Genomic DNA, 24,114 nt, shown 5'->3' with positions numbered 1-24,114 from the left:
AATGCGATAATGGAAAAAACTGAATCCTGGAGTTGGAATGATGAACATAATCAGCGTAAAAGTAGATGCAAAAACAGCAGAAGCAATCCGGGCAGGCCAGCCGGTTATCCCAAAGGATGCCGTTCGGAACCCGTCTTTATTCGGAACTGAAGGGACGTTGCTCCGTTTGCAGGATCCTTCGGGCAACTATGTGGCGACCGGCTATCATGGCCTGCAGAACAAAGGGGCAGGATGGGTGCTTTCGCGAAATGAGCAGGAAATCATCGACAAGGCATTTTTCTCACGGAAGATCCGTGAAGCGGCCGATCGCCGAAAGGCATTCTTCGAAAATCCGGACACGACGGCGTTCCGCGTGTTCAACGGGGAGGGGGACGGCATCGGCGGGATGACGATCGACCACTATGCCGGCCACTGGATGGTCAGCTGGTACAGCGAGGGTATTTATTCGCTGCGGGAATTCGTTTACGGAGTCCTGAAAGAGATGCCGGAAATCCGATCCGTCCACGAGAAAAAACGATTTGACTCAAAAGGACAATACATGGAGCAAGACGATTTTGTCATGGGTGATCAGCCGGACTTCCCTCTGATTGTGAAGGAAAACGGCATGAACTTCGCCGTCGACCTGAATGATGGGGCGATGACCGGGATTTTCCTGGACCAGCGGGATGTCAGGAAAGCAATCCTGGACGAATACGTAGCCGGCCGCCGGGTGCTCAATACGTTTTCCTATACAGGCGCATTCTCGGTGGCGGCTGTTCTCGGAGGTGCCGTGGGAACGGTGAGCGTCGACCTTGCGAAGCGGAGTCTTCCGAAGACGATCGAACAGTTTGCCGTCAATGGCATTGACTATGAGGCTCAGGATATCGTGGTGATGGATGTGTTTGATTATTTCCGGTATGCCGGGCGGAAGGGGCTTGAGTTCGATCTGGTCGTCCTGGATCCGCCGAGCTTTGCCCGGTCCAAAAAACGCACGTTCAGCGCGGCGAAAGACTATGCCGCTCTGCTGGAGGACGTGCTTGCCGTCACGGCAAAGGGCGGAACCGTGATCGCCTCGACGAACCATGCCGGATTCGGAATGAAGAAGTTTAAGACGTTTATCGACAAGGCATTCCGTTCAGTCGGCAGAAAGTACCGCATCGTGAAGGAGTACCGTCTGCCGGACGATTTCCGCACACCAAGAAACTCTCCGGAATCCGATTATCTGAAAGTGGCGGTCATCCGGGCGGACGGGTGACGAAAAGTTTGTTAAGAGTTTGTGAAGATGCCCCACCCCCCGTGCAGATTCCGTTAGGATAGGGTGGACATCTTTTTGGGAGGGTTTTTAATGGAAAAGAAGGAAAGAGGGCGGTATGGCGAAATCTTGTCGGCGTCGCTCAAGCTGGGCCTGACGTCTTTCGGGGGGCCTGCCGCCCATCTCGGCTATTTTAGGGACGAATACGTGAAAAAACGGAAGTGGCTCGATGACCGGGCATACGCTGATCTGGTGGCGCTGTGCCAGTTTCTCCCCGGACCGGCCAGCTCACAGGTCGGCATCGGAGTGGGCCTGATCCGAGGCGGGGTCGGCGGCGCGATGCTGTCGTGGTTCGGCTTTACGATGCCGTCTGTCATCATTCTCATGCTGTTTGCATATCTTGTTGCTGGTGATGTGCCGTTTGATACCGGCTGGATCCGCGGCCTTAAGATTGTCGCGGTCGCGATCATCCTCCACGCACTGATCGGCATGGGGAAAAACCTGACGCCTGATGCGCCAAGAATAGCGCTTGCGGTTTTGGCGGGAGCGGGCGTGCTGCTCGTGCCGACGGCCTGGGGCCAGATCGGCGTCATCGTTCTTGCAGGCCTGATCGGTTATATCTTATACAGGAACAGGCAGGACGGGAACGGCGGAGAAGATGCGACGATCCCGATGCCGATCGGGAAAAAAGCCGGCGCACTGGCATGGGCGCTGTTCTTCGGTCTTCTCGCGCTGCTGCCGGTGATCAGCCGGGCAGCGGATCATATTCTCGTCTCAATCACCGATATTTTCTATCGGGTCGGTTCAATCGTCTTCGGCGGCGGCCACGTCGTCCTGCCGATGCTCGAGCGGGAAGTGGTGCCGCAAGGGTACATGGACGCAGAAACTTTCATTGCGGGCTATGGTGCCGCACAAGCCGTGCCCGGACCGCTGTTTACGCTGTCCGCATACATCGGCATGATCATGGACAGTGTGCCCGGAGCGCTTGTCGCGGTTGTTGCGATGTTCCTGCCGTCGTTCCTTCTCGTGATCGGAGCTCTGCCGTTCTGGTCGATTCTCCGCAAGAAAACTTGGCTGAGGGCGGCGCTGACCGGCGTTAATGCCGCTGTCGTCGGGATTCTCGCGGCGGCTCTGATCAACCCGGTCATCCCGAGCTCGATCTTCTCGGTTTGGGACGTCGGAGTCGCTGCACTTTGTTTTTGGCTGCTTCAGTTCAGGAAAACACCGCCATGGGTCGTCGTGGTGGTCGCTGGCGTACTCGGTGCCCTGCTCCATGCGTTTCTCTGAAGCTGGCCTCCACAAATAAAGAATCTTGTTTAACTGCACCCATTCTCGGGCAAGATTAATAAGTCAAGTGCAAATTGAGAAATTTATCTGAAAACAGTTGACATGGGCTGATCCGTAAGGGTAGTCTGTTAAGGCAAACAAACTAACGGAAAGGGAGGTATGGACGATGTACAACATGATCATTCCAATCGGACACGACAACAATTGCATATCGCCATGCCTGCCCGCACTGCGGCCGTAATCTGACGGCACCAGTGTCAATACACGGGGTCCGGCATGCCTGCCGGACCCTTTTTCATTGAGCGCGCCTCCATGATTCGGGGGCGCGTTTTTGTGCCTTTTTAGGTATCACCGTGCACTTGCGCGCTGAATACAAAACAAAAACCGGAGAGGAGAAATGGTGATGTGCATCACAAAAGAACGCAAAATTCTCGTCAAGGAATCTAAAGAAGGCGGGTAGTCCCCGCCTGGAGAGAAGGGATAACCAATGTTCTCAGTCTTATTCAAACTGAACTGGTTCTTCAAGGAAAATTGGAAGCGGTACACGGTGGCGCTTATTTTGCTTACGTTCACCAATATCCTCGTCGTCGTCCCGCCGTGGCTGATCGGCCGGGCGATCGACACGATGTACCGCGGCGACATGACAAAGGGGCTGCTCATGACCTTTGCCGGACTGATGCTCCTCGTCATGGCGGTCAACTACGCCTCGAACTTTATCTGGCAGTACCAGCTGTTCGGCGGGGCGAACGTGATCGAGCGTGTTCTCAGGAGCCGGCTCATGAAGCACTTCCTGAAGATGACGCCGACATTCTACGAAAAAAACCGGACGGGCGACCTGATGGCGCGCTCGACAAACGACCTGCGCGCAATTTCGGAAACGGCGGGATTCGGCATCATGACGCTGATCGACTCGACGCTTTACCTGGCGACGATCTTGCTGACTGCCGGCTTCCTCGTCTCGTGGAAGCTGACACTGGCGGCCATCCTGCCGTTGCCGATCCTGGCCATCGTCATGCAGGTGCTCGGCAAGAAAATCCATGAGCGGTATGTCGTGGCACAGGACGCCTTCGGTGAACTCAACGATGACGTGCTCGAGGCGGTTGCCGGTGTCCGTGTTGTCAGGGCCTATGTCCAAGAACGTGCCACTGAAGAAAAGTTCAGAAAGAAAACGGAAGAAGTGTACGAGAAAAACATGGCGGTCGAGCGCATCGATGCGCTGTTCGCACCGACATCAAAAGTGCTCACCGCGGCCAGCTACGCAATCGGGCTAGGCTATGGTGCCTTCCTCGTCTCGACTGGCGAGATGACGCTCGGCAACCTCGTCACATTCAACGTCTATCTCGGGATGGCCGTCTGGCCGATGATTGCGATCGGCGAGCTGATCAACGTCATGCAGAGGGGGAATGCCTCCCTCGACCGGGTCCACGAGACACTGTCCTATCTGGAAGACGTGCGGGATCCGGACCGGCCAAAACGGGCCGGACAGCCGGATGACGTCACGTTCGATGACGTGACATTCCGCTACCCGCAGTCGTCGTCGGTCAACCTGGACCGCGTCAAAGTACGCCTTGAGCGTGGCGGAACACTCGGCATCGTCGGAAAAACGGGCAGCGGAAAGACGACCTTCATCCGCCAGCTGCTCCGGGAATATCCGGCAGGGGACGGGGAACTCCGTTTTTCCGGGGTCTCCGTCAGTGACCTGACAAAAGACGAAGTGCGGGACTGGATCGGTTATGTTCCGCAGGATCATGTCTTGTTTTCACGGTCCATCCGGGACAATATCCTGTTCGGCAAGCCGGACGCGACCGATGCGGAAATCGATGAGGCAATTCGCCTGTCGCATTTCCGAAAAGACCTGGCGATGCTGCCGCAAGGGCTTGAAACGCTCGTCGGAGAAAAGGGCGTCGCGCTGTCAGGCGGCCAGAAACAGCGGATCTCGATTGCCCGGGCACTCATCAAGGACCCGGATATCCTGATCCTCGATGACTCCCTGTCGGCGGTCGACGCCAAGACCGAGACGGCCATCATTGAAAACATCCGGCAGGGCCGGAAAGACAAAACGACGATCATCACGACACACCGGCTGTCGGCGATCGAGCATGCCGACTGGATCATCGTCCTGGAAGACGGCAAAGTCACCGAAGAAGGGACACACGCCTCCTTGCTCGAATCGGGTGGCTGGTACCGAGAACAATTTGACCGGCAGCAAATCGGGGAGGTGGATCACCATGAATAAGGGAAAACGGCTGGTCCGCTATGCGACGGGCCAGAAACGCTATGTCATTCCCGGCGTGATCTGCCTGGCGCTTGCTGTCGCGGCCGATCTTGCCGGACCGCTGATTGCGAAACGGATCATCGATGACCATATCGCCGGCAGCGAAGGGGGCGGAATGGAATTCGCACCGATCCTGATGCTGCTTGCGGTCTTTATGGGCCTGGCCATAGTCACGGCGGTGTTCCGCTACTCGGAATACCTGCTCCTCCAGAAAGGAGCGAACCGCATCATCCAGAAGATGCGGAACGAAGTTTACGGCAAAATCCAGACGCTTCCGGTCCGCTACTTCGACAACCTGCCGGCGGGCAAGGTAGTCGCGCGCATCACAAACGACACGGAAGCGATCCGCGACATGTACGTCACAGTGCTGTCCCAGTTTGCGACAAGCGGCATGTACATGATCGGGATCTTTGCCGCACTACTGTATCTCGAACCGGCGATGGGAGCGATCACGCTTCTGCTCATTCCGGTACTTTATATCTGGATGATCTCCTACAGGAAGTACGCCTCCAAGTACAACAGGATCATCCGCAGCAAGGTCAGTGACCTGAATGCCATGATCAACGAAGCCATCCAGGGCATGACGATCATCCAGGCTTTCCGCAGGGAAAAGCAGATGAAACAGGAATTCGATGAGCTGAACGATGAGCACTTCAAGTACAACAACAAGCTGCTGTTCCTCGACTCGGCGACGTCGTTCAACCTGGTCGACGTCCTCAGATCGATGACGTTCATCGCGTTTATCCTGTACTTCGGCAACGTGGCGCTTTCCGCTCCGGCGGCGATCTCCGTCGGTGCACTGTACGCCTTCGTCGACTATATCACACGCCTCTTCAATCCGATCACGGGCATCGTCAACCAGTTTTCCCGCCTCGAGCATTCGCTTGTCGCGGCGGAGCGGGTATTCGAACTGCTCGACCAGGAAGGCGAGGACGTGAGCGACGAGAAGATCACCCGTTACCGCGGGAACGTCCGGTTCGAGAATGTCTGGTTCGCCTACAAGAATGAGGAGTATGTCCTGAAAGGCATCGACTTCGAAGCCAAGCAGGGCGAGACGGTGGCGCTCGTCGGCCACACCGGATCCGGAAAAAGTTCGATCATGAACCTGCTGTTCCGGTTCTACGACCCGACAAAGGGCCGGATCTTGATCGACGGGACGGACATCACCAAACTGTCCCGCCAGACAGTGCGCGACCATATGGGCATCGTCCTGCAGGATCCGTACCTGTTCACGGGAACGATCGGGTCGAACATCAGCCTGGACGATCCGCGGATTTCACGGGAAGACGTGGAACGTGCCCTTGAGGCCGTCGGCGGCGACCGGGTGCTGAAGCATCTGCCGGACGGCATCGATGAGCCGGTCGTGGAAAAGGGCAGCACCCTGTCCGCCGGCCAGCGCCAGCTTGTTTCATTCGCCCGCGCGCTCGCGTTCGACCCGGCGATCCTCATTCTCGATGAGGCGACGTCGAACATCGACACCGAGACAGAAGAAATCATCCAGCATGCGATGGACGTGCTGAAAAAAGGGCGGACAACATTCGTCATCGCCCACCGGCTGTCCACGATCAAAAACGCGGACCGCATCATCGTGCTCGACCGCGGCGAAATTGTCGAGCTCGGCACCCATGACCAGCTTCTCGCCTATGGCGGCCAGTACGCGCAGATGTATAAGCTCCAGGCCGGTTCGCAAGCTGCGGGGAAAACCGGATAAACGCAGGGGCTGGGCAATTGCCCAGCATTTGTCAGTCTCGTCATTCCACCGCTTAATTTCGTCATTCGTCAGTTCAGTTTCGTCATTCGCACGTTTAGTCTCGTCATTCACAGCCGTCCGGTTGCGAATGGCGAGACTTTTGACGTGAATGACGAAATCGGAGTCGCGAATGCTGAAATCGGGCCTGTGATTGCCGAAATCGATTGGACCGTTTCCGGCATATATAACGGGAGAAGATTGACTCCAGCTCTTGTTTCAATAATAATCTGAATAAACATATAGAGTTCTAAGGGGGAAACAAATGATGAAGTCGAGCCGGGAGGAAGTCCTGTCCATAACAAAAACACTGGTCCGGCAGGAAAGCATTGTGAACACGGACGGGGAAAAGCTGCTTGCGCAAAAGCTGCACACCATGATTGCCGGCTTTTCTTATTTCCGGCACCATCCGGATCAGCTGGTCCTTGCCCGGACAACGGATGATGAACGGGAACGGCACAATGTCATGGCGTTTGTCAAAGGTACGAAAGGTAAAAGTAAGCGCACCGTGCTTCTGATGGGCCACTTGGACACGGTCGGTACAGATGACTTTGTCCATTTGCAGGAAGATGCCTGCCATCCTGACCGGCTGATGGAAAAACTCCAGGAAGAGGCACTTCCCGATACCGTGAAGGAACAGTTGGATTCCGGCGACTGGCTTTTTGGCCGGGGTGTCCTCGATATGAAAAGCGGCTTGGCCAGCAATACATACTTGCTGAAGTATTATTCCGAGCACCCCGAAAAGCTGGACGGGAATCTTGTCTATCTGGCGGAGTGTGATGAGGAGGACAGCTCACACGGAATTTTGTCCGCGCTGAACATTCTCAGCCAATGGAAAGAAGAACACAGTTTCCGCTATGTGGGGGCCATCAATGCGGACTTCGTGTCTCCGCGTCACACGGAAGACAGGAACCGTTATGTCTATAAGGGAACCGTCGGGAAATTGCTTCCTTCCTTTTTCATCGCGGGAGCCGAAAGTCATGTGGGTTCCTGTTTTGAGGGACTGGATCCCAACCTGATTGCGGCGGAACTGACGAGGCAGATCAGCTACAATCCTGAACTTTGCGATGAAGCTGATGGGGAAGTGACCGTCCCTCCGGTTTCCCTGAAACAGACCGATCTCAAGCCGGGCTATACCGTTCAGACCGCCTTGTCCGCATTTGCCTATTACAATTTCTTCGTCCATTCATGGTCCCCGAAAGACGTATTGGAGAAGTTAAAAGGGCAGGCCCTCGCGGCATTTGAGAATGCCTTATCAATTTACGATGAGAGGTATCATCAATACTGCAAAACCGCCGGAGAGCCTGTTCGCCGGATACCTTGGCCACCGAGAGTGTTCACCTTTGAGGAGATGGAAACACTCCTGATCAAGGAGCACGGAAAATCGTTCACTGATCATATGGATCGCTTTAAAGAGAACCTCCTGGAAGACACCAGTCTGGATGTCAGGATGTTTTCCGTGAAGGTGGTGGAAGAAGTGTGGAAGTGGATGGCCGACCGGTCGCCGGCGATTGTCCTGTTCTATTCCTCCCTCTACTCGCCAAGAATCCGGATCACCGGAGAAACCCCGGAGGAAGCAGCGCTGAACAGGGCACTGGACCGGGCCATTGAGGAAGTGCAGCCCATGTATCCCCACCCGATCAAGGCCAGAAATTTCTTCCCCCATATATCCGACATGAGCTTCGTGGCCATCAGTGACGATGAAGAGGGGATCGAGGCAGTCAGGGACAACAATCCGGCATGGGGAACCAAACATTTCGTCGACTACGGAGCGGTGCGTGAACTCCAGATTCCCGTCATCAACATCGGACCATACGGGATGGATGCCCACAGCAAGCTGGAACGGGCCGAAATGACTTATTCGTTTGAAGTCGTTCCGACATTGACCCGCAGAGTGATTGAACGGCTGATCGGCACAGAGGAAGAGGACGCCAGAATCGGCGCGCCGGAAACAGAGTCCGGCTTCCGGTAAGAGACCGAATAACGATTCAAAGAGAGAAGCAAATAGAAAAAGAGGATTCTGCCGTTATGGAATCCTCTTTTTCATTTTGCCATGAAATCAACTATTTAGTGTTCAGGACCTGAGTGATTACCTCGCAATTCCGAGTGATTACCCCGGGCCAGATACCGTCCAATGCAATGATTTGATTGTGTTTTCCGTATGATTTGCATATAATCCGATTAACGAAATAATCGGAAGGCGAAGATTTCTTATGATGACTTGGTTTCGGGACTGGAAGCGAAAGATTTTAGCATTCAACCGGAATGTCCGGCTGTTTATACTGGCCAATATCCTCATCCAGATCGGGATGGGGGTATTTGCCGTGATGTACAACTTATACATCAAAGCCCTCGGTATGCCTGAAACCGTAAACGGCAGCATCATCTCGATGACGGCACTCGCAACGGCGATCATCCTCATTCCGGCAGGGTTGCTCAGCGACCGGTTCGGCAGAAAATGGCTGCTGATCGGCGGGTCCGTGCTGACGATGCTGACGCTGTTCTACCGTTCAGTGGAAACGGCTGAGGGCACACTTGTGGCGGCCGCGTTCGTAACCGGGCTCACGATGGCATTTGTGCAAGTATCGGGCGTCCCATTCCTCGCGGAAAACTCGACCGCATCGGAACGGGTCCATCTGTTCAGCCTTTATTTCTCACTCGTTACTGTGGCCGGAGTGATCGGCAGCCTTGGCGGGGGAGTGATCGCGGACGTATTGGAAAAATCGTTCGGTCTGTTCGAAGTGGATTCGATCCGCTGGTCACTCCTCGCAGGAGCGGCAATCTTCGCTGCTGGGATTCTGCCGCTTTTCTTCCTGTCTGGAGGAAAACAGGCGGACCAGCCGCAAGCGACTTCGGACCGGATTCCCGAACCGCCTGAATCCGGGGAGCCGGAAGAGGCGGCGCTCGGCCGCAACGTCAGGCTCATTTTCCATTTGGGACTCGCCAACCTGCTGATCGGTTTCGGATCGGGGCTTGTGATTCCGTACTTGAACCTGTACTTCGCGAACCGGTTCGCCGCGTCAAACGCTTATATCGGGCTGATTTTGTCACTCGGCTCTGCCATGACGGCTGTTGCGATGATGATCGGCCCCATGCTTGTCAAACGGATCGGCAAAGTAAAGGCGCTCATCTTTTTCCAGCTGGCGTCAATCCCGTTTCTGTTCCTGACGGCATATACGATGTCGCTCGGCCTAGCATCACTCGGATTCCTCATGCGCCAGGCGCTCATGAACGCCGGCAACCCGATCCAGAGCGCCATCTCGATGGAAATCGTTCATGACAAATACAAAGGCCTTGCAAACTCCGTTAACCAGACCGTGTTCCAGATAGGCTGGGCGGCAATGGGTCCCGTTTCCGCAGGACTGGTCGTCGCATACGGATCCTACTGGGGATACGCATGGGCGTTTACGATTACAGGCGTGCTGTATATGATTTCGTCAACGTACTATTACTTTGTGTTTGGAAGGAGGAAACTGTTGGGGGAATGAGAGTGACTGGCTGAATCTTAACGCGCTGCTTATCCGTATCAGTGTGAAAGGGGGAACGGCAATGATTCGGATTCTTCTGGTCATAGGCGTCATCGGATTTCTCGTTTCTGCAATTACCCTCGAGGCGTGGTCGGGAGGAGAGCGTGCACGGAATCGTTTTGACGGAGAAAGTGAAGCATCAAAGGAAGTTCGGGCGAAAGTGACTCTCTTCTCTGCGATCTGCGGCTTCGTTGCGTTTGGAGCAGCGGCATTCATGTACTTTTTGTGAGAACGAAAAAAGACTAAATGTAGTGTAGCCATCTAGTTGGGAGAGTGGTGGAGATGTCATGAATGTTCAAGCTCATCTGCTGTTCCGTCTTTTCGTCCATGTCACTCTGATTTTAATGTTTTCCCTATTAAGTCTCCCTGCCGCTTGTGCCGCATCAGACCGGCAAACGGTAGAAGATCGATTATCGGATTATCTAAAAACGCATCAGGAAACGGCGGCAGGAGTCGCCGTGATTGTCTTCAATGATGGTGAACTCACCTATCTGATGGACGGGTTTGCAGATCGTAATCGAAAAATCCTGATTGATGAGGACACGATTTTTGAATGGGGTTCCGTTTCCAAAATCCTCGTCTGGATCAGTGTTTTGCAGTTGGCCGAGGCCGGGCGGCTTGATTTGGATGAAGATATCGCGACATATCTGCCAGAGGATTTCCGGCCGGAAATTTCGTACGATAAACCCGTTACATTGGAACACCTCATGAATCACACAGCGGGCTATGATGACAGCTACACGGATTTAATGGTCCTGAATCCACCTGAGGTGAAATCATTAAGAGAAGTACTCGAAGCCGCGGACGTACGGCAAGTGTTTCCTCCTGGCCAAGTCGTTGCGTATTCCAACTACGGGGCAGGGCTTGCTGCTTACATTGTTGAACATGTGAGCGGGATGGATTACCGGGAGTATGTTGAGACCCAAATTTTCCAGCCTCTTCAGATGACGAAAACCGCAATAGACCCCGAACAGGACGACCATGATTGGGTAAAAAAGCAAAGGAAAAACGTGCAGGGTTACACAGAGGATCTGCAGCTGATCGAACAAAACCGGTATGTGATCCCGGTGTATCCGGCCGGAAGTGTCATGGGCGTCGCCCCGGATCTTCAAAAGCTGATGCTGGCGCTGCTTAGTGAAGATGGCGCCCCCTTGTTCCGATATCGCCATACGGCTGATTCTTTGTTGGAGCCCACTTTATATTATCCGGGTACGGATATTCCCAGGATTGCCAATGGACTGTTTTTCTTGCCGTCCGCCAGCGGACAAGTTTTTGGCCACGGCGGAAATACGTTTGCTTTCAGCTCTTCATTTTATGTGGATCGGCAGGCGGACACCGGTGTAGTGGTCGTGACAAATATGGCGGGTGAGAGTACCTTCACTCTGGGGATTCCTGAAATCATTTTCGGGGACTACAAACACAAGGAAGGCCACCGAGCGCTGGAGGCATCATCAAAATGGGCAGGAATTTACGAGCCCGCCCGCGTGCCTCGCCACGGATTCAGCAAGGTGTATGGACTGTTTCTCAGAAGCGAAGCGAAGCCGTCCAGCGCACACGAATTAACGATGAACGACCTCCGTTATTCACAGGCAGAGCCGGGAATTTACCTGACTGAGGACGACTTCAGTGCTTATGCGCTGGATGTGTATTCGGAGCATTGGGGAAATGGCAAAACATTATCATCCGCGCAGACGGACTTGTTCCGCATCCCTCTTTACCGACATCTCCTTGAATGGGGTGCGATTGTTCTGGGGGGCCTCGCTGCGCTGCTGTCCCTTTGTTTCGTGCTCTTCTCCATGGTAAGAAGAGTGCGGAAAAACTCATTCCTGTTGGCGCAGCATAGTTTAAATCTCCTGGTGGTCCTCAACATCATCTGGGTCGGTTATCAGACAGGATCAATGACCACCTATCGATCGATTCAGCCGTTCTTGACCGTTAATTTGTTTTACATGGTCGGATCACTGATCATCAGCGGCATCTTAATTTTTCAAATGAGATTTAACCCGATCAGCAAGCGGGATAGATTAGCAAGCATTCTGACTGTAATGACCGCTCTGATAGTGACGGGCAACATCCTGTACTGGGAATTTTATTTTTGATTCATTCCAGAAAAAGCCTCCACGTCCGATTCGGCCGTGGAGGCTTTTAGCGCTTATCGTTTTTGGTTGTCCGCAGTATTGATCATGCGGTTCTGCTCGTTCGGCTCGCGGGCCTTGTCCTTCATCGCTTCCTGTTCGCGCCGCTGCTGTTCGTTCAGCCGGTCCTTCTCTTCAAAGTTGTTCTGCGATTTACTGTCTCCCATCGGGAATTCCTCCTTCCGGTAATACTCAAAGTATTCCCGGCAAAGGCCCGAATCAAACGGTCCTGTCCTTTTGTAATGAAAGATCAGCAAGGTGCCCCGAAAGATCAGTAAGAGTCCGTGAAAGATCAATAAGGTGTCCCGAAACATCAGAATCCGGCGGTGAAAGATCACCAAGGGGCCGGGGCATTTCGGTCACTCATAGACGTGGAACGTCATGAGTTCATGGATCATTTCTTTGACCTGGTCCTCATCCGGCGGCGTGTCGCCCGACCAGACGATCGATCCGTCCTGGCGGTAGTCGCCGCCGTATCGCTTATTTTTATAATGGAAGGAAAATGTCCAGCCCGGAAGCTGGCCTCCTTCGAACATCGGCTTGTACGTGAAATGCTGCAGCATGTCCCTCATCCCTTTCATGATGGCCGCCCCGAACGCATACCTTGGTGGAAAGGTGACGAAAGGATGCGACCGCGTGTTTACCGATCAGCTTCGCGAGGCGATTGAGGACGAGTACAAGGCGTACTACTTCTACAAGTCGATGGCTTCGCTCACGAATGACCGGTATTGGCTCGACTTCATCCAGCATGCGATGGATGATGAGAAGAGCCATTACGAAATGTTCCAGCAACTCTATTATATGCTGACGGGCGCCTACGTTCAAAGCCTCAGGAAGCCGGGACCGGTGGACAACCTGAAAGGCGCACTCAAGCAGGCGATCCGGGATGAGCTGGAGGCGACCGATAAGTACAAAATCATGATGCTGGAATCCCCGCTCCAGGAAGGGGTCAATCCGCTGTTTATCGCAATGCACGACGAAATGGAGCACGCCATCCGGTTCTCGATGATGTACAACGCCATCTGAGCGGTGGCGTTCCTTTTTCTGTATAAGACTCTGTCTGTTATAATAGGACGGACACCAACAGAAAAAGGTGAAGTGATTGAACGCATTTCTGACCATCGCGCTGATGGCCATAATCGGCGCCATCATTGGGGGCATGACGAACCATCTGGCGATCAAGATGCTGTTCCGCCCCCACGAGGCAAAATATATCGGAAACTGGCGGGTGCCGTTCACCCCGGGACTGATCCCGAAGCGGCGTGACGAGCTGGCCAGGCAGTTCGGCCGCATTGTCGTCGATTATCTCCTGACGCCGGATACGTTCCGCAACAAGCTGTTTACGCCGGCTGTCCGGAAAAAGGCGGAGGGCGTTATCGGCCGCCTGATCGGCAAGCATGTATTCGGCGGGGACAAGACGTTATCGGACTGGCTGGACATGGCTGGCATGCGGGATGCGGACACCAAAATCGAGGCGGCCGCACTCCGGCTTGTCGATGGCAAGTTCGAGGAAGCGAAAAAGCGGCTCCTCACCGGCACGGTCGCGGAACAAGTGCCCGCCCGCTGGATGGAGGAGGCGGAAGAAAGGCTTCCTGAAATCCGCCGTTATATCCTGTCTCGCGCCATGGAATATGTAAACTCCTTCGAAGGACGGCAGACGATCCGAAAGATGCTCGACGACTTCCTTGAATCCCGCGGGACGTTCGGCGGCATGCTGCAGTCGCTGTTCGGAAATTCGGAAACCCTCGTCGATAAAATCCAGAGGGAAGGGCTTAAATTCCTATCGGCTCCAGGGACAGCGCGTCTTTTGGATGGACTGATCGAAGGCGAGTATGAGAAGCTGAAGAACCGTCCGGTCGAAGAGCTGATCGGCGGGTTTGACTGGGACGGCCTTAAGGCATCGGTCCTCGACTATGTCCGCAAAGAGCTGGCCGCTGGCGAGCGGCTGGACCGTACACTGAAAGACTATTGGCCTGAAGGGGAACCATGGGTGGCACGCAATGTGACACCCGCCCTCACCGACTTCGCTTTCAGGCAAGCGGAAGCGAAGATGGAAGAGGCGCTTGGCCGTCTGAAAATTGACCAGATGGTAAAAGAGCAGGTCGACTCGTTCCCAGTATCCAGGCTGGAAGATCTGGTTCTCGGGATCTCCAGACGGGAATTCAAGATGATCACGGTTCTTGGAGCGGTGCTTGGCGGCCTGATCGGGATCATCCAGGGTCTGATCGTATTTCTGATTAACTGATTGGAGTGGTGAAAATGGCAGTGAATATTTATGATGATATCAACCGGCTGGAAGCGACATTCCGCAAGACGGATGAGTTCGCAGCACTGGTCCAGGCAATCAATGACGTCAAGGCGGATGAAGAGGCACTGAACATCTTCCGTAACTTCCGGAAGATCCAGATGGACCTCCAGCAAAAGCAGATGGCAGGCGAGGAGATTGACGGGGACGTCATGGAATACGCGCAGAAAACGGCGCAGCTGGCCCAAAACAATCCGAAGATCGCCGGCATGCTGCAGGCTGAAATGCAGCTGAGCCGCATCATCGAAGATGTCAACCGGATTCTCATGAAGCCGGTGCAGACGCTTTACGAAGAAATCTGATTGACGACCAGGCCGTCCGGGGCATTCCGCTCCCGGGCGGCTTTTTCGTATCCGTAAATCGGACGGCTTCTGTCGTGAATCGCTCCGCCTGTCCATACAATGTAGGAAAGTCTTTTGAATAGTGACGGGCGCAGGCGAACGGGAGGGGAGCGGCAAATGAATGAGCTGAATGTCTGTGTGATCGGCACCGGGATGATTTCTGATTTTCATTTGCAGGCGTACAAGCGGAACAATCGGGTGAAGTTGTACGGGGTGTATGACCTGTCGGCGGAACGGGCGAAGGAAAAGGCGGCGCGTTACGGAGTAGAGAAGGTATTCTGTTCCGTTGATGAGGTGTTTGCGGATCCGGAAGTGGATGCGGTCAGCATTTGTACGTGGAACCACACCCATGCGGAACTTGGCGTGGATGCCCTGCGGAGCGGGAAGCACGTGCTGATGGAAAAACCGCTCGCGATGACTTATCCGGAAGCGCTTCGGATCCGGGATGCCGCAAAGGACCCGGACGTTGTATTCCAGGTCGGGTTTGTCCGCCGTTTCGCTGCGGGGACCCGTGTGCTGAAAACGTTCATCGATGACGGACTGCTCGGTGAGATTTACTATGCGAAGGGCACGCATCTCCGCAGGGTCGGCAATCCCGGCGGGTGGTTCGCGGACCGCTCCAGGTCAGGCGGCGGGCCGCTCATCGATCTCGGGGTGCACCTTCTGGATGTCTGCTGGTACTTGATGGGGAAACCGGAAGTCGCACGGATCAAAGGGGTGACGTTCAGCGAACTCGGAAACCGCGGTAATGTGGAGGCTCTTTCATTTTACAAGGCGGCGGACTACAGTGCCGACCGGAATGACGTGGAAGACCTGGCGGCGGCGATGATCATGTTTAAAAACGGAGCGACGCTCATGCTCGATACCTCGTTCAGCCTCCATGCCAAAAAGGACGAAACCGCAATCCGGCTCTACGGGAAGAAAGGAGGGGCGGAGCTCGAACCGGAACTCGTGCTCATAACAGAACAGAACGATACGATTTTGAACATCCACCCCCAGATCGACCATTTGACGATCGATTTTGACGAGGCGTTCGGCGCTGAAATCGACCATTTTGTCGCCTGCTGCCTGGACGGCAGAAAATCGGAAGCGCCGCTTGAGGACGGGCTTGAAGTGATGAAGATGCTGGACGGTGTCTATGAATCATCAAAAACCGGACGGGAGGTCGTTTACGATCAGGCTGACGAATAAAGTCGGGGTCATCACGGACAACTTGAGGCTGCCGGTGCGGGAAGCATTGACGAAGGCGAAGGAGATGGGGGCTGACGGCGTCCAGATGTATGCCGTGTCGGGAGAGCTCGACCCAAAGGAAATGAGCCCGGCCAAAAGGCGTGAGCTGAAGGAGTTTATCGATGGCCTTGGCCTTGAAGTCTCGGCGCTTTGCGGGGATCTGGGCGGGCACGGATTCCAGGACCCGGCGGCGAACCGGGAGAAGATCGAGAAATCCAAGCGGATCATTGACCTTGCCAAAGACCTTGGAACGGACATTGTGACGACGCATATCGGGATTGTGCCGGAAGATAAGGCGGGCAGGACATATGCCGTTATGCAGGAGGCCTGTGGGGAGCTCGCTTCCTATGCGAAGGAGATGGACGGGTATTTCGCGATCGAGACGGGGCCGGAGACGAGCGCCAAGCTGAAAGCGTTTTTGGACAGCCTCCCGGGGGATGGGGTTTCAGTGAACTTCGATCCGGCTAATCTCGTCATGGTCACCGGAGACGATCCTGTACAGGGGGTGCATGTGCTGAAGGAGTATATCGTCCATACCCATGTAAAAGACGGCATCCGGCTGCGTGCGGCCGACCCGCGGGATGTGTATGGGATGTACGGGTACAGGCCGGGCGGCTCTCACGGGGATATTGCGGAGATGGTGGAGCGGGGAGACTATTTCCGCGAGGTCCCGCCCGGCGAGGGGGCGGTCGATTTTGACGCCTACTTCCGGGCGCTGCAGGAGATCGGATATGGCGGATACCTGACCGTGGAGCGGGAAGTCAGGACGGATCCGGTCCGGGATATATCGGAAGCTGTCCGCTTCATCAACAAGTACCGGCATCCGCCGTGAGAAAGGAAGACTCATATGGCGGAAGAAAATGAATTCGGCGGACCTGTCTGCTATAATAAACGGAGATTTTTCATTCCACTGAAACAAGGAGCACAACATGAAACCAGTTTATATACAAGAATCGTTCGAGCAGGACTGGGTCCGCATGTTCCAAAACATTGCCAATTTGTTCTTTGAGGAAACCGAGATGGTCAAGGAGGAACCGGAGGATGGCGTCAGCGTCACTTTCCACTGGTCCGAGGAAGGCGGCATCATCCGCGGACGGGCCATGCTCCGGGATGGCGGCCTCGAATACACCGCTGCCTATGAAGAAGAATCTGCGCATTGCGGCGATCCGAAAGCGGAAAAGCGCCAGCTGAAGCGGGTGCTTTCCCACGTCTTCCTTGATGTCCTCGAGCAGTCGACGGGACTCATCCAGCCATGGGGCATCCTGACCGGCATGAGGCCGACAAAGCTGTACCACAAGATGCGCCGGGAGGGACTCACGCACGAAGAAATCTCGGAGCGGCTGATCAGTGACTACCGCATCACACCGGAAAAGATCGAACTCATGAAAGACATCGTCGCGCGGCAGCTGAAGATGATCCCGGACCTCGACCAGATCGGCGAGGAGGTCAGCGTCTACATCGGCATCCCGTTTTGCCCGACGAAATGTGCTTACTGCACGTTCCCGGCCTACGCACTTCCGCGCCGGGGCACGCGCGTCCAGTCGTTCCTGGACGGGCTTCACGTGGAGATCGAGGAAATCGGCGCCTGGCTGAAGGAGCGCGGAATCAAAGTGACGTCCGTCTACTTTGGCGGCGGCACGCCGACGTCGATCGAAGCGCATGAGATGGACGCGCTCTACGAGACGCTTTACAAGTCCTTCCCGGACATCGAAAACGTCCGCGAGATCACGGTCGAGGCGGGACGTCCCGACACGATCACGCCTGAGAAGATCGATGTCCTGAAAAAGTGGAACATCGACCGGATCAGCGTCAACCCGCAGTCGTACACCGACGAGACCCTCAAGGCGATCGGCCGGTTCCATACGGTACAGGAGACGATCGACAAATTCCACCTTTCCCGCGACATGGGGATGAACAACATCAACATGGACCTGATCATCGGCCTGCCGAACGAAGGGACGGAGGAGTTTGCGCACTCGCTCGCCGAGACGGAAAAGCTCCAGCCGGAATCGCTGACCGTCCATACGCTGTCGTTCAAGCGGGCATCCGAGATGACGCGCAACCGCTCCAAGTACACAGTGGCGGACCGCGACACCGTCGTCGACATGATGCACATGGCGCAAAACTGGACCGCGCGGAATGGTTACGTCCCGTACTACCTGTACCGCCAGAAAAACATCCTCGGCAACCTCGAGAACGTCGGCTATTCCAAGCCGGGCGAGGAAAGCATCTATAACATCGTCATCATGGAAGAGGTCCAGACGATCATCGGGCTCGGCTGTGGCGCGTCAAGCAAGTTCGTCAATCCTGAAACCGGCCGCATCACCCAGTTCCACAACCCGAAAGACCCGTCGGCGTACATCCTGAGCTATTCGGAATCGATCGACAAAAAGATCGAAATGCTTGATGAGCTGTTCGGCGGAGCGGTAACGGCAAAATAAGGGGCAGGAAATCCGGTTTGAATGCACTCACGGCAAGTTTCGAAGCACTCGCCCGGAATTTCGAGTCACCCGGCTGTCATTTTCACAAATAAGACCCGACCGGATTGCCGGTCGGGTCCAAATTTTAGCTTTTCACATTGTCCGGATGAAATGGCGAGTCCGGATTTTCTTCCACCACGCTGAACGTATTGCCATCCAGGTCGAAAAAGTCGAAGTACTTCATGCCGTTTTCTTCCTTGACCGGCGTCGTGACGACCGCGCGGGTGCTGAGCTTCAGGTGCAGGGCGCGGACATCCGGGACGAGCAGGTTGTAAAAGACATGTTGCTCTTTTTCATCCAAAAGGAATTCCGTGCCTTGGCGGGTCTTCGTGCGCACGAGCGCAAGCTGAGAAGAGCCGCCCGGCAGCGCGTAGCCGATGCCGCCTTCCCATTCACCGATCCGCTTGAGCCCGAGATGGGATTCGAACCATTCGGCAGAATGATCCAAATCCGATACCGGAACAAAAATGCTGCCGATTTTCATGATCAAGTTCCTCCCTGAGAACATTTCTTCCTGTTTATTATAGCGAATCTACCGAAAGTATTGGTGAGCTGGACTTGGAAAGAAGTGTTTTTCATAAATAATTCTCCTTGGAATAAAGGAAAACGCCTTAGCGGCACCGAAAGCCTACAGTGGTGAACGACTATTCATATCTATAGGAAGAGGTGTCGTTTTTGGCATACGAAACAATCCGCCTTGAACGGGACGGAAGACTGGCGCGAGTCGTCCTCAACCGTCCCGATGCGATGAATGCGATGAACAGCACGATGATGAAGGAACTGGCCGATGCATTTGAAGAACTTAAAGAGGACCGTTCCGTCCAGGTCGTCATCCTGAAAGGCGAAGGCCGGGCGTTTTCCGCTGGCGGCGACATCAAGCAGATGATCGATCCGGAAAACCCGATGGACCTGAGTGTTGTCATGAAAGACATCAGCCGCCTGGCAATTGCGCTTTATACGCTGCCGCAAATTACGATCGCTTCCGTGCATGGCGCCGCGGCGGGCCTCGGCTTCAGCATGGTCCTTGCTTGCGATGTGATCATCGCGGAACAGTCGTCGAAACTTGCGATGAACTTTATCGGCATCGGACTCGTGCCTGACGGAGGCGGCCACTTCTTCCTGAAGGAGCGGATCGGCGTTCCGAAAGCGAAGCAGATGATCTGGACGGGCGATGTCATGCCGGCCGAGCAGGCGGCGGGCTGGGGACTGATCGACGAGGTCGCCCAGGACGGCACAGCGCATAAGGAATCGGAAGGGATGGCGAAGAAACTTCTGTCCACACCGATCAGCGCGATGATCGCTTCAAAGGGAATCCTCCACACGTCCCGTCTTGAGGAGTTGCGGAGCATCCTGGAACTTGAAAGCGACGCCCAGCAGGCTATGAGGGAAACTGCCGACCATAAAGAAGGCATCAAGGCATTCGTTGAAAAACGAAAGCCGGCATTTACAGGACAATAAAAGAAACCCGCAGCATCCGTTGAACGGATGCCGCGGGTTTTTCTGTGTCAGGAATGGAACAGCAGCAATTTGCCTTCCGGAGAGGCCAGGCGGTGGGTCTGTTCGGACAAATCCTTTTCATCGAGGAGTGCGCGCCCCTTTTCCTTCGCCGCGTCGTCATGCTCCGCTTCGAATGTTTCCTCCGTGATCAGTTCCCCGTCCTGCTTGTAAGCCGTCAATTTGTACGTCTTCATATCAGCATCCCCCTTTCGATTCTATCCCCATTATAAAAGATATTCTGAAAAAATGAACGAATTTTGTAAAGGTTGCTTGACGCCTTGAATAAAGTAAAGTAGGCTTTACGTAAAGTTAGGTTTACGTAAAGGAGGCTTTACCTTGCGCATACAGCGTATTGCCGTGCTGAAAACACCGGGAAAAGGCGTCTTTACCGGACTTGCAATTTACCAGTCCGCAGTGGCGGGGCTGTTCATCCTTTCATCGGTTCTGTCGGGAAAGTTTCCGGTCGGGCATGAGCTGCTGCTGGCCTCCACGGCGATCATGCTGTGGTGCCTGTCCGCGCTGCACCCGCATTTTGCAGCAGATGATGAGCGCTGGAGAAAGATCCGGGAACGCGGGATGTTCTACAACTACTTTATCCTGCTCGTGTTCCTGGCGGTTCTCCTGACAGTTTTTGCTCTGACACCATTGGAGATGAACGGTTACCAAACTGTATCCGTCATCGCTTCATTTCTCATTTCATCTGTATTTATCACTTTTGTCGCCTTGTCCAGGAAGATGTAGGAGGTGGACATGATGAAGCCCAGTGAAAAGTTTACCACGTGGTTCTTGATCGCCCTGATGATCATCATTGGATTTTGGGGCTTAGCCAGAGTGATCAGTCAGCTCCAACACGGAGAGCTCGGCTGGTTCGCGGCACTGCTTCCTTTTATGATGTTGATCCCACTGTTCTACAACCTGATGGTTTTCCCGCATTGGGACATGAAGGATGAGCGGTGGCGCCGGATTATCGAAGGTTCGTCTTTCTTCAGTTCCCAAATCTTCATCCTGGTGCTGGCCGGTCTGATTCTCGTGTTGGCAACCTACCCGACCAATTGGACGGCGCTGCAGGCTGTGCTTGCCATCTTCGTGTTTTTCGGATTGACCAATGCAGTGACCACGATTGTCTTGACGAAAAGGATGTAGGAGGAAGCCATGAAAAACTATATCAGGGACAATCGGTCCGAGCGCGGGATGACGCAGGACGATCTCGCCGAAGCGCTCGGTGTTTCAAGACAGACGATCATCTCACTGGAAAAGGGACGGTACAATCCGTCGCTGGAACTGGCATTCAAGCTGGCTGGCGTATTCGGCTGCCGCATCGAAGACTTATTTGACCCGGAGGAGGAGTGAAAGATGCGTGAAGGATTTGAACTTGGTTCGTTTTTGGCAGGCCTGCCGCTCGGTTTCCTGGTCGCAGCCATCGTCCTGTTCTTTAGCTGGAGGAAAGGCAAGAAGGAGCGGCGGTATGATGAACGGTTCCATGCGATTCATAACTGGGCACGGTCGTTTTCCTGGGTCGTCACGACGATTGTGATACTCATCGCCTGGGCGGTCGTGATGATCATCGAGCCGGTCGGGACGGCCTTTTTCGTCCTGATGACGATCTATATGCTGCATATGATTTCATATATTGTCGGCGCAGCCATTGCCTCAAGACGGTATTAAGTTGAAACCTGCAGTTCGGATGAACCGTAAAGGAAATGAAAGGGGAGAGACGATGGCGCTCGAATTAAATCACGTTACGAAGAAGTTCGGGGAGTTTACGGCGGTCGACAACCTGTCGCTCGCAATTGGGGAAGGGACGATGTACGGTTTTCTCGGGGCGAACGGGGCGGGCAAGACGACGACGTTCCGGATGATCCTCGGGCTCCTCAACCCGACTGAAGGACGCATCACCTGGAAGGGGAAGCCGATCGACTACGGAACAAGCCACAAGATCGGCTACCTGCCGGAAGAACGCGGCCTTTATCCAAAAATGAAGGTGGAAGAACAGCTGATCTTCCTCGGAAAACTCCGCGGCATGCACCGGCTTGATGCCAAAGCGGCAATTCGCGAATGGCTGGACCGCTTTGAAGTCCCCCACTATCTCAACAAAAAAGTCGAAGAGCTTTCCAAAGGGAACCAGCAGAAAATCCAGGTCATTGCAGCCCTGATGCACAAGCCGGAGCTGGTCATCCTCGATGAACCGTTCTCAGGCCTCGATCCGGTTAATGTGGAAATACTGAAAAGCGCAGTCAAGGATGTGCGCAATCAGGGCGCGACAATCGTGTTCTCCAGCCACCGGATGGACCATGTCGAGGAATTGTGTGAACAGCTGAGCATCGTCCACAAAGGACAGCAGATCGTGGAAGGGTCCCTGCGAGATGTCAAGCGGTCGTTCGGCAGACAGAATGTCCGGATCCGCTCCGACTATGACCTGACGGCCCTGCAGACCGTACCTGGTGTCCGCAACGCATCCTATGCGCTGAATGGGGCAGTCTTCCAGGTGTCCGACGACGAGACGGCGCACCGCCTGCTCCAGGAGGCGCTGAAGGCCGGACCGGTCCGCCACTTCAGCATCGAGGAGCCGTCGCTGCAGGATATCTTCATCGCGAAAGTGGGGAACGAGCATGCGTGAATTCTGGATCATCTTCAAGCAGGCATTCATGAGCAAGGCAAAGTCGAAAACTTTCCTCATCACGACCGCCGTGGTCGTCGCCGGAATCTTCCTCCTGGCGAACATCACGACGATCATCGGGGCGTTTGACGACGGGGAGGAGGACAGCAAGGCCATTCCGGTCGTGACGGACAATGAAGCGGTCGTGGACCGGCTCGCTCAGCAGCTAGCAGCTATGGGGGAGGAAGCTGAGTTTAAAGTGACCGGAGATTTGCGCGGTGCACTCGAAGATCAGCTGAAGGAAGGCGAAATCGAGTCGTTCCTCATTCTCCAAGTCCCGGATGGCAATTCAATCGAAGCCGAATATGTTTCGGAGAGCTCGGAAATGTTCGGCTTCCCGATGATGCTGCAGGAGGCCCTGCAGTCGATGCAGACCGAGATGCGTGCAGAAGAGATGGAACTCGAACCGGAACAGGCAGCCGCGCTGTTCGAGCCGGTCGTCTTTGAGCAGACAGCAATTTCTTCCTCCGGCAAGACAGAAGAGGAAATGAACCAGGCACGGATCCTCGTGTATGTCCTCATGTTCCTCATCTACTTCGCGGTCATCATGTATTCCAACATGATTGCGACGGAAGTGGCGACCGAGAAGTCCTCACGCGTCATGGAAATCCTGATTTCCAGCGTTTCTCCGGTCAAGCACATGTTCGCGAAGGTGCTCGGCATCGGCATGCTCGGCCTTGTGCAGATGCTGCTGTTCGGCATCACTGGGTACTTGGCGATGAAGTCGTCCTCCTCCGTTTCCGACATGTCGGAGGAGCTGTTCTCGACACTGGGCCTCGGGAACATCCCTGCCAGCACCATCATCTACGCCATTTTGTTCTTTGTCCTCGGCTACTTCCTGTATGCGGTGCTTGCTGCTCTGCTCGGGTCACTCGTCAGCCGGACAGAGGACGTGAACTCTTTGGTCATGCCATTGACATTGATCATCGTCGTGGCGTTCATCATCGCGGCTTCCGGCCTGTCGACTCCGGATGCGGCATTCGTGACCTATTCGTCCTATGTGCCGTTTTTCGCCCCGCTCGTCATGTTCCTCCGCGTCGGGCTGCTTGATCTCCCATGGTGGGAGCCGGCGCTTGCAATCGGGCTCATGGTACTGACGATTGGGGTGCTCGGCTGGTTTGGCGCACGCGTCTACAAAGGCGGCGTTCTCATGTACGGCCCGTCCCGTTCGCTGAAAGACCTGAAAAAGGCAATGCAGCTCGGGAAGGAATAATGGCATTTCTCCTCCGCTCCGGCGGGGGTTTTTTAATGTATGATTCCTGAAAATGATGAAACAGGATTTGAGTATGATGAACGAGTGCTTGAAAGTGCCGAAAGAGCGTTTGAATGTGCTGAATAAGTGCCTGAAAGTGATGATGGGGTTTCTAGCTACTAGTGCGTACATTCCCAAAGTAGAATTCGAA

Annotated in this window: 25 protein-coding genes; 21 read left to right on the top strand and 4 right to left on the bottom strand. The window is 54.7% G+C overall.

All coding sequences use genetic code 11. The features are described 5' to 3' along the window. The first annotated feature begins 37 nt into the window (after positions 1 to 37). The 8 genes from KHA84_RS12880 (at position 38) to KHA84_RS12845 (ending at position 12,166) form a co-directional block, all read left to right on the top strand. Positions 38 to 1,234, top strand: a complete 1,197-nt coding sequence (locus KHA84_RS12880) for a class I SAM-dependent rRNA methyltransferase (RefSeq protein ID WP_213423921.1) — start codon at positions 38 to 40, stop codon at positions 1,232 to 1,234. Positions 1,235 to 1,324: 90 nt separating this feature from the next. Then, on the top strand, positions 1,325 to 2,518 hold the full coding sequence (gene chrA / locus KHA84_RS12875) for a chromate efflux transporter (protein WP_213423920.1): 1,194 nt from the start codon (positions 1,325 to 1,327) through the stop codon (positions 2,516 to 2,518). Between the two features lie 487 nt (positions 2,519 to 3,005). Beyond that, positions 3,006 to 4,754, top strand: a complete 1,749-nt coding sequence (locus KHA84_RS12870) for an ABC transporter ATP-binding protein (RefSeq protein ID WP_213423919.1) — start codon at positions 3,006 to 3,008, stop codon at positions 4,752 to 4,754. Beyond that, positions 4,747 to 6,504 carry an ABC transporter ATP-binding protein gene (locus KHA84_RS12865; protein ID WP_213423918.1) on the top strand — a complete coding sequence of 586 codons (1,758 nt, stop codon included), beginning with the start codon at positions 4,747 to 4,749 and terminating at the stop codon, positions 6,502 to 6,504. Before KHA84_RS12870 ends, KHA84_RS12865 begins: the two co-directional genes overlap by 8 nt. A 304-nt stretch (positions 6,505 to 6,808) precedes the next feature. Next, the gene (locus KHA84_RS12860; RefSeq protein ID WP_213423950.1) at positions 6,809 to 8,512 is read left to right on the top strand and encodes a M20/M25/M40 family metallo-hydrolase; all 1,704 of its coding nucleotides are present in this window, start codon (positions 6,809 to 6,811) and stop codon (positions 8,510 to 8,512) included. Between the two features lie 241 nt (positions 8,513 to 8,753). Continuing rightward, positions 8,754 to 10,028 (top strand): MFS transporter, encoded by a 1,275-nt coding sequence (locus tag KHA84_RS12855; RefSeq protein WP_213423917.1) that lies wholly within the window; start codon positions 8,754 to 8,756, stop codon positions 10,026 to 10,028. A gap of 61 nt (positions 10,029 to 10,089) precedes the next feature. After that, the gene (locus KHA84_RS12850; RefSeq protein WP_213423916.1) at positions 10,090 to 10,296 is read left to right on the top strand and encodes a hypothetical protein; all 207 of its coding nucleotides are present in this window, start codon (positions 10,090 to 10,092) and stop codon (positions 10,294 to 10,296) included. Positions 10,297 to 10,354: 58 nt separating this feature from the next. Then, positions 10,355 to 12,166 carry a serine hydrolase domain-containing protein gene (locus KHA84_RS12845; protein ID WP_236823277.1) on the top strand — a complete coding sequence of 604 codons (1,812 nt, stop codon included), beginning with the start codon at positions 10,355 to 10,357 and terminating at the stop codon, positions 12,164 to 12,166. A gap of 53 nt (positions 12,167 to 12,219) precedes the next feature. On the opposite strand, the gene KHA84_RS12840 is transcribed toward KHA84_RS12845, so the two are convergent. Both KHA84_RS12840 and KHA84_RS12835 read right to left on the bottom strand, forming a co-directional pair. Further along, positions 12,220 to 12,369, bottom strand: coding sequence for a hypothetical protein (locus tag KHA84_RS12840; protein WP_213423915.1), 150 nt, complete (start codon positions 12,367 to 12,369; stop codon positions 12,220 to 12,222). Positions 12,370 to 12,561: 192 nt separating this feature from the next. Then, positions 12,562 to 12,765, bottom strand: a complete 204-nt coding sequence (locus KHA84_RS12835) for a YheE family protein (RefSeq protein ID WP_213423948.1) — start codon at positions 12,763 to 12,765, stop codon at positions 12,562 to 12,564. 73 nt (positions 12,766 to 12,838) lie between these two features. Between KHA84_RS12835 and KHA84_RS12830 the strand changes: the two genes are divergently transcribed. From KHA84_RS12830 to KHA84_RS12805, 6 genes are all read left to right on the top strand, one after another. Beyond that, positions 12,839 to 13,228 carry a ferritin-like domain-containing protein gene (locus KHA84_RS12830; RefSeq protein WP_008300798.1) on the top strand — a complete coding sequence of 130 codons (390 nt, stop codon included), beginning with the start codon at positions 12,839 to 12,841 and terminating at the stop codon, positions 13,226 to 13,228. 76 nt (positions 13,229 to 13,304) lie between these two features. After that, positions 13,305 to 14,447, top strand: a complete 1,143-nt coding sequence (locus tag KHA84_RS12825) for a DUF445 domain-containing protein (protein WP_213423914.1) — start codon at positions 13,305 to 13,307, stop codon at positions 14,445 to 14,447. A gap of 14 nt (positions 14,448 to 14,461) precedes the next feature. Then, positions 14,462 to 14,809: a YlbF/YmcA family competence regulator gene (locus KHA84_RS12820; protein ID WP_213423913.1), complete on the top strand. Its 348-nt coding sequence runs from the start codon at positions 14,462 to 14,464 to the stop codon at positions 14,807 to 14,809. Between the two features lie 156 nt (positions 14,810 to 14,965). Continuing rightward, positions 14,966 to 16,039, top strand: a complete 1,074-nt coding sequence (locus KHA84_RS12815) for a Gfo/Idh/MocA family protein (protein WP_213423912.1) — start codon at positions 14,966 to 14,968, stop codon at positions 16,037 to 16,039. Continuing rightward, positions 15,987 to 16,910, top strand: a complete 924-nt coding sequence (locus KHA84_RS12810) for a sugar phosphate isomerase/epimerase family protein (protein WP_213423911.1) — start codon at positions 15,987 to 15,989, stop codon at positions 16,908 to 16,910. Before KHA84_RS12815 ends, KHA84_RS12810 begins: the two co-directional genes overlap by 53 nt. Positions 16,911 to 17,007: 97 nt before the next feature. After that, positions 17,008 to 18,519, top strand: a complete 1,512-nt coding sequence (locus KHA84_RS12805; protein ID WP_213423910.1) for a coproporphyrinogen III oxidase — start codon at positions 17,008 to 17,010, stop codon at positions 18,517 to 18,519. Positions 18,520 to 18,643: 124 nt separating this feature from the next. Here the strand turns inward: KHA84_RS12805 and KHA84_RS12800 are convergent, their stop codons facing one another. Further along, positions 18,644 to 19,042 (bottom strand): VOC family protein, encoded by a 399-nt coding sequence (locus KHA84_RS12800; RefSeq protein ID WP_213423909.1) that lies wholly within the window; start codon positions 19,040 to 19,042, stop codon positions 18,644 to 18,646. Positions 19,043 to 19,233: 191 nt separating this feature from the next. On the opposite strand from KHA84_RS12800, the gene KHA84_RS12795 reads away from it, so the two are divergent. Then, positions 19,234 to 20,016 carry an enoyl-CoA hydratase gene (locus KHA84_RS12795; RefSeq protein ID WP_213423908.1) on the top strand — a complete coding sequence of 261 codons (783 nt, stop codon included), beginning with the start codon at positions 19,234 to 19,236 and terminating at the stop codon, positions 20,014 to 20,016. Positions 20,017 to 20,063: 47 nt separating this feature from the next. On the opposite strand, the gene KHA84_RS12790 is transcribed toward KHA84_RS12795, so the two are convergent. Beyond that, entirely contained in the window at positions 20,064 to 20,249 is a 186-nt protein-coding gene (locus KHA84_RS12790) for a YhzD family protein (RefSeq protein WP_213423907.1), read from the bottom strand. A 142-nt stretch (positions 20,250 to 20,391) separates the two neighbouring features. Here KHA84_RS12790 and KHA84_RS12785 point away from each other — a divergent pair, with 142 nt between their 5' ends. From KHA84_RS12785 to KHA84_RS12760, 6 genes are read left to right on the top strand one after another with little or no spacing between them, the layout of a single operon-like run. Next, on the top strand, positions 20,392 to 20,796 hold the full coding sequence (locus tag KHA84_RS12785) for a hypothetical protein (RefSeq protein ID WP_213423906.1): 405 nt from the start codon (positions 20,392 to 20,394) through the stop codon (positions 20,794 to 20,796). Positions 20,797 to 20,808: 12 nt separating this feature from the next. Then, positions 20,809 to 21,198, top strand: coding sequence for a hypothetical protein (locus KHA84_RS12780; RefSeq protein ID WP_213423905.1), 390 nt, complete (start codon positions 20,809 to 20,811; stop codon positions 21,196 to 21,198). Positions 21,199 to 21,207: 9 nt separating this feature from the next. Further along, positions 21,208 to 21,405 carry a helix-turn-helix transcriptional regulator gene (locus KHA84_RS12775; protein WP_213423904.1) on the top strand — a complete coding sequence of 66 codons (198 nt, stop codon included), beginning with the start codon at positions 21,208 to 21,210 and terminating at the stop codon, positions 21,403 to 21,405. A 3-nt stretch (positions 21,406 to 21,408) separates the two neighbouring features. Then, positions 21,409 to 21,720: a DUF2178 domain-containing protein gene (locus KHA84_RS12770; protein WP_213423903.1), complete on the top strand. Its 312-nt coding sequence runs from the start codon at positions 21,409 to 21,411 to the stop codon at positions 21,718 to 21,720. A 52-nt stretch (positions 21,721 to 21,772) separates the two neighbouring features. Then, positions 21,773 to 22,672, top strand: coding sequence for an ABC transporter ATP-binding protein (locus KHA84_RS12765; protein ID WP_213423902.1), 900 nt, complete (start codon positions 21,773 to 21,775; stop codon positions 22,670 to 22,672). Further along, positions 22,665 to 23,924: an ABC transporter permease gene (locus KHA84_RS12760; protein ID WP_213423901.1), complete on the top strand. Its 1,260-nt coding sequence runs from the start codon at positions 22,665 to 22,667 to the stop codon at positions 23,922 to 23,924. The genes KHA84_RS12765 and KHA84_RS12760 overlap by 8 nt, the downstream gene beginning before the upstream one ends. Positions 23,925 to 24,114: the final 190 nt, after the last annotated feature.

The sequence above is a fragment of the Bhargavaea massiliensis genome (assembly GCF_018390575.1).
In the GTDB taxonomy this organism is placed as follows: Bacteria; Bacillota; Bacilli; order Bacillales_A; family Planococcaceae; genus Bhargavaea; species Bhargavaea massiliensis.
The sequence above is the reverse complement of the archived record's forward strand: the minus strand, read 5'-3'. Positions and strand labels throughout refer to the sequence as shown.